This window comes from Nocardia sp. NPDC004722, assembly GCF_053601505.1.
Map to the genome: position 1 here is coordinate 1 of NZ_JBSGBY010000233.1, position 11,845 is coordinate 11,845.

General features: G+C 70.1%; 2 protein-coding genes. Both read left to right on the forward strand.

Annotated elements, in window-relative coordinates; all coding sequences use genetic code 11:
- The first annotated feature begins 1 nt into the window (after position 1).
- A complete protein-coding gene (locus tag ACWELQ_RS22560) occupies positions 2-6,976 on the forward strand; it encodes an amino acid adenylation domain-containing protein (RefSeq protein WP_452399025.1) in 6,975 nt (2,324 codons plus the stop codon).
- 314 nt (positions 6,977-7,290) lie between these two features.
- On the forward strand, positions 7,291-11,845 hold a 4,555-nt coding region (locus ACWELQ_RS22565; protein WP_452399026.1), incomplete at its 3' end, for an amino acid adenylation domain-containing protein.

Here is an 11,845-nt window from a genome sequence, read left to right on the forward strand (position 1 = left end):
GCTGCCCGCCGTCGGCACCTCGTTCCGGCGTTGGTCGTACGGGCTGAGCGAGGTGGCCGAGACCCGTCGCGAGGAACTCGACTACTGGCGTACCGCGCTGGCCTCGCCGGACCCGCTGCTGGGCGCGCGAGCGCTGGACGCGGCCGTCGACACCTATCGCACGGTGCGGCGCTTCAACATTCAGGTTCCGACCGAGGTCACCGAGGCCGTGCTCACCGAGGTTCCGGCGCTGTACCGGGGCGGTGTGAACGATGGCCTGCTGGCCGCGCTCGCGCTGGCCGTGCGGTCGTGGCGGGATCGGCGCGGCGTCGACTCGCCGGTCACGCGGGTTCGGATGGAGGGCCACGGGCGTGAGGAGAGCGTCGTTCCGGGCGCGGACATCACGCGGACCGTCGGCTGGTTCACCACCGTTTACCCGGTCGCGCTGGATCTGACCGGGGTGGATACGGCGGCTGCCTTGGAGGGCGGCGCTGCCACCGCCGGGGTCATGCGGTCCATCAAGGAACAGTTGCTTGCCATGCCCGACAAGGGCATCGGCTTCGGCATGCTGCGGCATCTGGATGCCGTGACCGCCGCCGAGCTGTCCGGCCGGGTCGCCCAGATCGGCTTCAACTACCTGGGCCGGGTGTCCACCGCCGAGATCACCGAGGCCCCGACGGGCGCCGGGTGGCTGCCCACCGACGCGCTCGGCGAGCTGACCGTCGATCAGGATCTCGCCATGCCGGTGAGCACCGTCGTCGACATCAATGCCATCGTCACCGACGGCGAGGCGGGCCCCCGCATGTCGGTGTCGTTCCAGTACGCCGCCGACATCCTCGGCGAGGACGCGGTGCGCGAGCTGGCGCAGGACTGGGTGGACGCGCTGGGCGCGGTCGCCCGCCACGTGAAGGACCCGGCCGCAGGCGGTTTGACGCCGTCGGACGTGCCGCTGGTGCGGGCCACCCAGGTCGAGCTGGACTCCTGGCGTGCCGAATACCCGGGGCTGTCGGATGTGCTGCCGCTCTCGCCGCTGGCGTCGGGCCTGTACTTCCATGCCCAGTTGACCGCCGGGGCCACCGACGACTACGTCACCCAGTTCGCGCTGGAGCTGGCGGGCTCGGTGGATCTGGAGCGCATGCGCCGGGCCGCCGGTGCGATTCTGGATCGGCACGCCTCGTTGCGCGCGGCCTTCGTGCCCGCCGCCGACGGGACGCCGGTGCAGGTCGTCATCGACGGGCTGGAAGCGCCGTGGCAGGTCATCGAGGGCGTCGCCGATGAGGATGTGCCCGGTCTGCTCGAGGCCGACCAGCGCACCCGATTCGATCCGGCGGCGGCCCCGCTCATGCGATTCACGGTGTACCGCACGGTGTCCGGGCGCATCCACTTCGTGCTCACCACGCACCACCTGCTCTTCGACGGCTGGTCGCTGCCGCTGTTGATGAAGGATCTGCTGGTTCTTTATGCGACGCACGGTGATTCGTCCCTGCTGCCGCCGGTGCGGCCCTACCGCGACTACCTGACCTGGCTCTCGCGCCAGGACCGGGACGCGACGCTGGAGAAGTGGGCCACGACGCTGAACGGCGCGCGGCCGACCCTGATCGGCAGCGTGCTGGCGCGGCCCGAGGACTCCGAAATCGGCTACGGGGAGATCGAATTCGAGCTCTCCGCCGACGAGACCGCCGCCGTCGCGGCGTTCGCCGCCGAGACCGAGGTCACCGTCAACACGGTGGTGCAGGCGGCCTGGGCGCTGGTGCTGGCGGCGCTGACCGATCGTGACGACGTGGTCTTCGGCGCGGTGGTCTCGGGCCGCCCGCCGCAGCTGGACGGCGTCGACGACATGATCGGCCTGTTCGTCAACACCATCCCGGTGCGGGTGCGCTTCGACGCCGACTGGACCGTGCGGGAACTGCTGAACCGGGTGCAGTCCGAGCAGGCGGGCCTGCTCGAGCATCACTACCTGGGGCTGGCCGAGATCCAGAGCGCGGCCGGTACCGGCGCGGCGTTCGACTCGCTGGTCGCCTACGAGTCCTACCCGGTGGACGCCGAGGGACTGCAGAAGGCCGGTAGCGATATCGACGGGCTGGAGGTGGCCGGGCTCAAGGGCGTCACCTTCACCCACTACCCGGTGACCGTGGTGGTGGAATCCGGTGCGACGCTGAAGTTCCGGGTCTGGCACCGGCGCGACACCGTGTCCGGGTCGACGGCCGGTGCGCTGGCGGATCTGCTGCGCGGGCTGGTCGGGCGGTTCGTCGGGATCACGACGGATGCCGTTGTGCCGCAGGCGAACTGGTGGCTGACCGGGGCTCCGGCCGGGCGGCTGGAGCTGCCCGCGGACCGGTTGCGTCCCGCGGTGGCGTCGCGGCGCGGCAACGAGCTGCATTTCGAGCTCTACCCCGAGGTGTACTCGGCACTGGATCGGCTGGCGCGGCGGCACGACGCGAGCGTGTTCACGGTGGTGCGGACGGCGTTCGCGGTGCTGCTGTCGCGGCTCTCGGGCGGGGTCCGCGAGATCGCCATGGGTGCGGAGAACAGTGCCGCGCTGAGTGTTTCGGACGCGGTGGTGCTGCGGACCGAGATCGACCCGGCCGCGAGTTTCGCCGCGTTGCTCGACTCCGTGCGGGTCGCCGACGCCGAGGCGTTCGGGCGTACCGAGCGGCTCGCGGACGTGCTCGACGCGGTGCGCGGCGCGGCCGGTCATCCGCCGTTCCAGGTGTTGATCGCCGCCGGTCACGGTGCCGCCGGTATCGCGGACGTGGATCTGCGACTGGACGTCACCGATCGGCCGGGCGGGGTGGCGCTGGCGTTCACCTACGCCACCGATCTGTTCGAGCCCGCGACCGTGCAGGACTTCGCCGATCGGCTGACACGGGTGCTGTCGGCGGTCGCCGTCGACGAGCAGGCCGTGATCGGCGATATCGACCTGTACGCGCCTGGCGAGCTGGATCTCGTTCTGCACGAGTGGAATACGCCGGGCGCTCCGGTGCCCGACGTGACGCTGGTGGACCTCATCGCGGCGCGGGCGGCGCGGTATCCCGACGCTCCGGCCATCCGCTTCGCCGACACCACGCTGTCCTTCGGCGAGCTCATGCGCCGGGCCAACCGGGTCGCCCGGGCGCTCATCGCGTCCGGCGCGGGACCGGAATCGCTTGTCGCGGTGGCGGTTCCGCGTACCGAGGAGCTGCCGGTCGCGCTGCTCGCCGTGCTGATCTCCGGTGCGGGCTACCTGCCGATCGACACCGCCTATCCGGCACAGCGACTGGAATTCATGCTGGGCGATTCCCGCCCGGTGTGCGTGCTGACCACCGGCTCGGAACGGGATGCGGTGCCCGCCGGGGATATTCCGGTGGTGCTGCTCGAGGAGCTCGGCGAATTCTCCGACGCCCCGGTCACCGATGCCGATCGGCGCGCGCCGCTGCTCTCGGGCCAGCTGGCGTATGTCATCTACACCTCCGGCTCCACGGGCGTGCCCAAGGGTGTCGGCGTCACGCATCGCAATGTGGTCGAGCTGTTCGCGAATACGCAGGCGCACTTCGACTTCGACGAGCACGACGTGTGGACGCTGTTCCACTCGTTCGCCTTCGACTTCTCGGTGTGGGAACTGTGGTGCGCGCTGGCCAACGGCGGCGCGGTGGTGGTGGTCGACCATCTCACCTCGCGATCGCCGGAACAGTTCCGCGAGTTGCTGATTCGCGAGAAGGTCACCGTCCTCAACCAGACGCCGTCGGCGTTCTATCAGCTCGCCGAGGCCGACCGGGCCGCCGGGCCGGGCGATTTCGCGCTGCGCTACGTCGTCTTCGGCGGCGAGGCCCTGGATCTGCGGCAGCTGCGCCGCTGGTACGAGCGGCATCCCGCGGACGCGCCGCGCCTGGTGAACATGTACGGCATCACCGAGACCACGGTGCACGTGTCGTTCCTGGCGTTGGACGAGGAGCTGGCCGAGCTGCCCAGCAGCATGATCGGCCGGGCATTGCCGGGGCTGAGCGCCCGGGTGCTCGATCAGCGGCTGCACCCGGCTCCGGTCGGGGTCGCGGGTGAGATCTATGTGGACGGCGCGCAGCTCTCGCGCGGATACCTGGGGCGGCCGAGCCTGACCGCGGCGCGGTTCGTGGCGAATCCGTTCGGCGAGCCCGGATCTCGCATGTACCGGGCCGGTGACGTCGGCCGCTGGGTCGGCTTCGGCGGCGAGGCCAACCTCGAATACGCGGGTCGCAGCGACCAGCAGGTGCAGTTGCGCGGCTTCCGCATCGAGCTCGGCGAGATCGAGTCGGCGCTGCTGCGACTGCCGGGTGTCAGCCAGGCCGTGGCGATGGTGCGCACCGACAACGACGTCGATCAGCTGGTCGGCTACGTGGTGGTCGAGGCGGGCACTACGCTCGATTCGGCGGCCGCCAAGACCCTGCTCGGCGAATTCCTCACCGCCTACATGGTTCCCGACGCCCTGGTGGCGCTGGACGTGCTGCCGCTGACCCCGAACGGCAAGCTGGACCGCAAGGCCCTGCCCGCGCCGGAGACCGTCAGCAGCGTCGAGATCCGGGAACCGCGCACCGAGACCGAACGCGTGGTGGCCGCCGAATTCGCGGCGCTGCTCGGCGCGGACCGGGTCGGCGTGGACGACGACTTCTTCACCCTCGGCGGCAACTCGCTGCTGGCCACCCGGGCGGTGGCGCGGATCAACGAGGCGCTGGGCGCGAGTCTCGCGGTGCGGGAACTGTTCGAGGCGTCCACGGTCGCGGATCTGGCCGCGCGGGTGGTGACGGGCGCCGCCGGCAACCGGCCGCCGCTGGTGGCGGGCGAGCGCCCGGAGCGGGTGCCGCTGTCGCTGGCCCAGCAGCGCATGTGGATCCTCAACCAGCTGGATCCGGAGTCGCCCGCCTACAACATTCCTCTGGCACTGAAGCTTTCGGGCCACCTCGACCTGGCGGCGCTGCGCGCGGCCGTGGCCGACGTGCTCGAACGCCACGAGTCGCTGCGCACCCGCTACCCGGCGGATGCGAACGGCATTGCGTACCAGGAGATCCTGCCGGCCGCGGACCTGCTGCGGGTGGAGCCGCTGGCGGATGCGCTGAACCTCATGACCGGGGTGCTGGCCGGTGGCTTCGATGTCACCGCCGAGGTGCCCATCCGGGCGCTGGTGTGCACCGACGGCGGCACCGAGCATTACCTGGTGGTCGTGGTGCACCACATCACCGGCGACGCGGTCTCGCTGGCCCCGCTGGCGCGCGACATCATGCTCGCGTATGTGGCTCGCTCGCAGGGTGATTCGCCCGCGTGGACGCCGCTGCCCGTGCAGTACGCCGACTTCGCGCTCTGGCAGCGCGCGGTCATCGGCAGCGACGACGACGAGAACTCGCTCGCCGCACAGCAATTGGCGTTCTGGAAGGACCGGCTCGCGGGCGCGGTCGCCACGCTCGGCCTGCCGCTGGACCGGCCACGGCCCGCGGTGCGCACCATGGAGGGCGGCGCGACCACCTTCTCGGTGCCCGCCGAGGTGCACGAGGGTCTGCTGCGAATCGCCCGCGAGCACAACGCATCCCTGTTCATGGTCGTGCACGCCGCGCTGGCCGCGCTGCTGGCCCGGCTCTCGGGCGGCCGGGACATCACCATCGGCACGCCCATCGCGGGCCGCGGTGAGCGGGTGCTCGACGACGTGGTCGGCATGTTCGTCAACACCCTCGCCCTGCGTACCGCCGTCGATTCGGCGGCCGCGTTCGGCGATCTGGTGGACACCGCGCGCGAGACCGATCTGGCCGCCTACGGCAATGCCGACATCCCGTTCGAGCGCGTGGTCGAGGTCGTCGCGCCGGATCGTGGTGCGCAGGGCCAGGATTCGCTGTTCGGGGTGGTGCTGTCGTTCCAGAACACCGAGCAGGCCGGGCTGGAACTGCCCGGACTGTCCATCACCGCGCTCGACACCGGCGCGATCTCGGCCAAGTTCGATCTGCAGGTGACCATCGATCCGCGGCAGACCGAGGACGGTGCGGTCGGCGCGCTCGCCGGTGCGCTCACCTACGCCGCGGACATCCTCGACGAGGCCACCGTCGCGACCTTCGGGGAGCGGCTGGTGCGGGTGCTGACCGCGGTGGCCGCCGATCCGCGCCAGCGCGTCGGGGCCATCGAACTCGGTGCGGCGCAAGCGCCCGCGCGTCCCGTCGCCCCGGTGGTGCAGACCGCCGCGGTGACCCGGGGTACCCAGCTGCCGCAGTTGCTGACCGCGGCCGTCGAGGACGATCCGGACGGTCCCGCGCTGGCGTGGGGTGACGGTGCGCTGTCGTATCAGGAGCTCGACGCGCGTTCCTCGCGGCTCGCGCGGGTGCTCATCGGCCGCGGTTGCGGACCGGGCACCGGCGTGGCCGTGCATCTCGATCGCGGTATCGGTGCGGTCGTGGCCACCTGGGCGGTGCTCAAGTCGGGTGCGGCCATCGTGCCGGTCTCCGGCGCGGCCCTGCCCGCCGATCTGGTGATCAAGGTGGGTCTGACCGCCGAGGCGGGCGGCGCGGCACCGGATGTCGACTGGCTGGTCCTCACCGATCCGGCGCTGGCCGCGGAGATCGCCGCCGCCTCACCGCGTCCGGTGACCTACGCCAGCCGGACCCGGGCGTTGCAGGGCGGGGATCCCGCGTTCGTGAGCGGCACGCGCGTGCTGACCTACGACGAGCTCGCCGAACTGGTCGGCACCATCACCGCCGACACCGCGCTCACCTTCGAGTCGCGCACCTGGCGGCGGGGTCGTTCCGACTCGCCCGCGGCCGTGGTCGAGGTGCTGGCGGCCGGCGGGAGCGGCGCGTCGGTGGTGATCATGACGGTCGGCGACGGCGAATCGCTCTCGGACGCACTGGCCGACGAGTGGGTGACGCACCTGTTCAGCGATCAGGCCGGGCTGGACGGTCTGGGGTCCGAACCGCTCGAGGATCTGCAGGCCATCATCGTCGACGACGGGCCCGCGGACGCTGCTGCCGCCCGTGTTCCATGGGTCACTACCACCATGTCCATGGAATAGTAAATAGCCGGTTAATCGAGGGGGATATACCCAGGTTCGGGACCGGTTCCGCGCGTTCGCCTTCGGTGATCGCGCAGAACCGCGTCCTGTATCGGGGCCGGATCTCGCGCCCTACGCACTTTTGACACCTTGTGAGAGAGCAGTCGCTCACTCACACTGAGGTGCACTCGAGCTCTGAGTGCCCGTGTGTTGCGGTGGATTCGGGGAGAAGGTTCATGGTTCGGCTCGGGGGAGCGGTGGCTGGCGATTCTGAAAATAGGGCTGGTGAGATTCGCTCGGGGCGACGGCGTCCCGTCCGGACCCGCACTCCGCGGTTGCAGACCCTGCCCGAACTGCTGCTGACGGCGGTCGAATCCGATCCGGCCGCGATCGCGCTCGTCCTCGCCGACGACGCGGACACCATTGAGACCTGTCGGTACGCGGAGCTGGACGAGCGTTCCACCCGCTTGGCCCGGCTGCTCGTCGAGCGAGGCATCGGTCCCGAGGATTTGGTAGCGGTGGGTATACCGCGATCCCTCGAATCGGTGCTCGCGGTGTGGGCCATCGCCAAGGCGGGCGCCGGGTTCGTACCCGTGGATCCGAAGTATCCGACCGACCGGGTCGCGCACATGGTCACCGATTCCGGTGCGGTGCTGGGGCTCACGGTCGCCGGGGTGCGAGACGGGCTGCCCGGGGCGGTGGAGTGGCTGGCCATCGACGATCCCGAGATGTACGCGGGCTATCCGGCCGAGCTGATCACCAACGCGGACCGGGTACGGCCGCTGCGCGGTCACCATCCCGCCTACGTCCTCTACACCTCCGGGTCGACCGGGCTCCCCAAGGGCGTGGTGGTGAGCCAGGCCGCGGTCTCGGTGTATTGCGCGGTGCAGCGCGAGCGCCTGGACGCGACACCGGATTCCCGTGTCCTGCATGTCATTTCGCCGTCTTTCGATGTGTCGGTGGGTGAGTTGCTGTTGGCGGTGGGTGCGGCCGCGACCTTGGTGATCGCCGCGCCGACCGTGTTCGGTGGTCCGGAGCTGGCGGCGTTGCTGCGTCGTGAGCGTGTGACGCACATGATGATCACGCCGGCGGCGCTGAGTTCGGTGGATCCGAGCGGGCTCGACAGTTTGCGCGTGGTGGTCGTCGCGGGTGAGGCGTGCCCGCCGGAGTTGGTGCGGCGCTGGGCGATTCCGATCAGCACGGGGCATGCGCGTCGCTTCGTGAACGGTTACGGTCCGACCGAGGCCACGATTCTCGCCACCACCGCCGATCTGACGCCGTACGCGCGGGTGACGATCGGCGAGACCCTGCGCACGGTCACCGGGTACGTGCTCGACGAGCGCCTCACGCCCGCCCTTGACGAGGTGCCCGGGGAACTGTATCTGGCCGGGCCGCAGCTGGCCCGCGGGTATCACGCGCGGCCGGGGCTCACCGCGCAGCGGTTCGTCGCGAATCCGCTCGGGCCGCCGGGCTCGCGGGTGTACCGGACCGGGGACCTGGTGCGGCGGACGGCCGCCGGAGAGCTGGAATATCTGGGGCGCAATGACTTCCAGGTGAAGATTCGCGGGTTCCGGATCGAGCTCGGGGAGATCGACGCGGTGCTGGCGTCGCATCCGAGTGTCGATTTCGCGGTGACGGTCGGGCACGAACTCGCCGACGGCGCGACCGTGCTGGCGTCGTACGTGCACGGCGCCGGGGCGATCGATCCCGGCGAGCTGACCGAGCTGGCGCGGCGCAGGCTGCCCGAGCACATGGTGCCCGCCGTCATCACCGTGCTGGATCGGATTCCGCTGACCCCGGTCGGCAAGCTGGACCGGCGGGCGCTGCCCGCGCCGCGGCTGGGGACCGCGCTGTTCCGGGCTCCGGCGGGACGGCTGGAAGCGGCGGTCGCCGAGGTGTTCGCGGAGCTGCTGGGCGCCGCCGATCCGATCGGCGCGGACGACAGCTTCTTCGAGCTGGGCGGCAACTCGCTCATCGCGACCCGGGCCGCGGCGCGGCTGGGTGCGCTGATCTCGGCGCGGGTGCCCGGTAGGCTGCTGTTCACCGCGCCGACCGTGGCCATGCTGGCGAAGGAACTGGCCGGACTCGAGGGCGCGGGCGGGCGGGCGGCGCTGGTGGCGCGGCCACGGCCAGAATCGATTCCGTTGTCCCCGGCGCAGCGGCGCATGTGGTTCCTCAACCAGTTCGATACCGGGTCGGCGGCGGAGAACATTCCGTTCGCGCTGCGATTGACCGGGGCGTTGGATGTGGCGGCGTTGCGGGCCGCGTTCGGGGATGTGATCGAGCGGCACGAGGCGTTGCGGACCGTGTACCCGGCGGTGGACGGCGTTGGTAGTCAGGTGATTCTGTCTGCGGCGCAAGCGATTCCGGAGCTGGTGGCGCAGTCGGTGGAGGAGTCCGAGCTCGCCGGGTGGCTGGCCGGGGTGGCGTTGGCCGGGTTCGATGTGTCGGCGCGGGTGCCGCTGCGGGTGGAACTGGCGCGGCTCGGGGCGGAGGACCACGTGCTCGTGGTCGTCGTGCATCACATTGCCGCCGACGGCTTCTCGACCGGGCCGCTGGCGCGGGATCTGCTGACGGCGTTCCTGGCTCGGCGTGATGGCGGGGTACCGGGGTGGAGTCCGCTGCCGGTGCAGTACGCGGACTACACGCTGTGGCAGCGGGAACTGCTCGGGGACGAGAGCGAGCCGGAGTCGCTCGCTGCCACCCAGATCGCTTACTGGCGTGCGGCTTTGGCGGGTATCCCGGAGCGCATCGATCTGCCCGCCGATCGTGCGCGGCCGGTGGTCGCGTCCGGGCGGGGCGCGACCTTCGCCTTCGAGATCGACCCGGAGCTCGTCTCCGGGATCGAAGGGCTCGCCCGGGACAGCGGCTCGTCGCCGTTCATGGTGCTGCACAGTGCCTTCGCCGCGCTGCTGGCCCGGCTGTCGGGGACCGAGGACATCGTGATCGGCACGCCGGTGGCGGGGCGCGGTGAGGCCGCGCTCGACGATCTCGTCGGGATGTTCGTCAATACGCTGGTACTGCGGACGCGGGTGGCGGCGGGTGCCTCGTTCGCGGAACTGCTGAATACCGCCAGACAGGTTGACCTGGCTGCCTTCTCGCAGGCGGAACTGCCGTTCGAGCGGCTGGTCGAGGTGCTCGATCCGGTCCGCACGCAGGCGCATCATCCGCTGTTCCAGGTCGCGCTGTTCTTCCAGAATCTGGACGCGCCGCGGGCGGAGCTGCCGGGACTGACCGTGGAATCCGTCGAATCCGACGGTGCGGTAGCCAAATTCGATCTGCAACTGTCGGTGCTGCCGCGCGCGGACGGTGGCATGGGTGCCGTGTTCACCTATGCCACGGACCTTTTCGACAAGGCGACGATCGCGGGGTTCGCGGAGCGGCTGGTGCGGATGCTGTCCGCCGTGCTGGCGGACACCGCGGTCGTCATCGGGGATGTCGAACTGCTGGACCCGCGTGAGCGGGTTCGAATGCTGTTGGAGTGGAACGACACTCGGCAGAGCCTGGTGGCGGAGTCGCTGCTGGGCGGCTATCGGCGTGCGGTGGTGGCGCACCCGGATGCGGCGGCGGTGCATTTCGAGGGTATGGAACTGACCTACCGGGAGTTCGACGAGCGGGTCAATCGGCTGGCGCGGCTACTCATCGATAGGGGTGTCGGCCCGGAATCGTTGGTGGGGTTGGCGGTTCGGCGGTCGTTGGATCTGGTGGTGGGCATGTATGCCGTCATCACCGCGGGTGGTGCGTATGTGCCGTTGGATCCTGATCATCCGGCCGAGCGGATCGCGCACATTCTCGAGACGGCGCGGCCCGTGTGCGTGCTCACCACGGCACGCGACGGTTTCGAGCTTCCCGCCGGGGACGTGCTGGGCCTCGATGAGGTTGACCTGTCCGGTTATTCGGGTGATCCGGTGACTGCCGCCGAGCGGGTGCGGGCGTTGTCGGGAGCCGATACGGCCTACGTGATCTTCACGTCCGGGTCGACCGGGCGACCCAAGGGTGTCGCGGTGTCGCATGCGGCGATCCACAACCAGATCAGTTGGATGCTGGACGAGTATCCGATGGGTCCGGGGGATGTTTATCTCCAGAGGACGGCGACGACGTTCGATGTGTCGTTGTGGGGTTATTTCATGCCGTTGCGGGCCGGTGCGAAGCTGGTGGTCGCGACGCACGACGGGCATCGTGATCCGCAGTATGTGGCGGAATCCATTGCGCGTCATGGGGTGACTGTCACCGATTTCGTGCCGTCGATGCTGACGGTTTTTGCCACGCATACCGTGCCGGGAGCCCTTGACAGCCTGCGCGATGTGTTCGTCATCGGTGAGGCGTTGCCGCCGGAGACGGTGGCGGCGTTCGCGCGGGTCTGCTCGGCGCGGGTGCACAACCTGTACGGGCCGACCGAGGCCGCGGTGTCGGTGACCTATTGGGAAGCGCGTGCCGATGAGCGTGGTTCGGTGCCGATCGGGCTGCCGCAGTGGAATACCCAGGTCTATGTGCTGGATTCGCGGTTGCATCCGGTGCCTGCGGGTGTCGCGGGCGAACTGTACCTGGCAGGTGACCAGTTGGCGCGCGGGTATGTGCGTCGCCCGGATTTGACCTCGGATCGGTTCGTGGCCAACCCGTTCGGGCATGGCGAGCGGATGTACCGGACCGGGGATCTGGTGGTCTGGCGGGAAGCGGGGACTGATCGTCCCGCGCGGCTGGATTATCTGGGGCGCACGGATTTCCAGGTGAAGTTCCGTGGTCAGCGGATCGAGTTGGGTGAGATCGAGACCGCGTTGCTGGCGCAGGTCGACGTGAGCGCGGCGGCTGGGTCGGTGATGGCGTCCGAGCTGGGTGATCAGCTGATCGCGCATGTGGTGCCGGTTCCCGGGCGGGAGCTGGTGGAGTCGG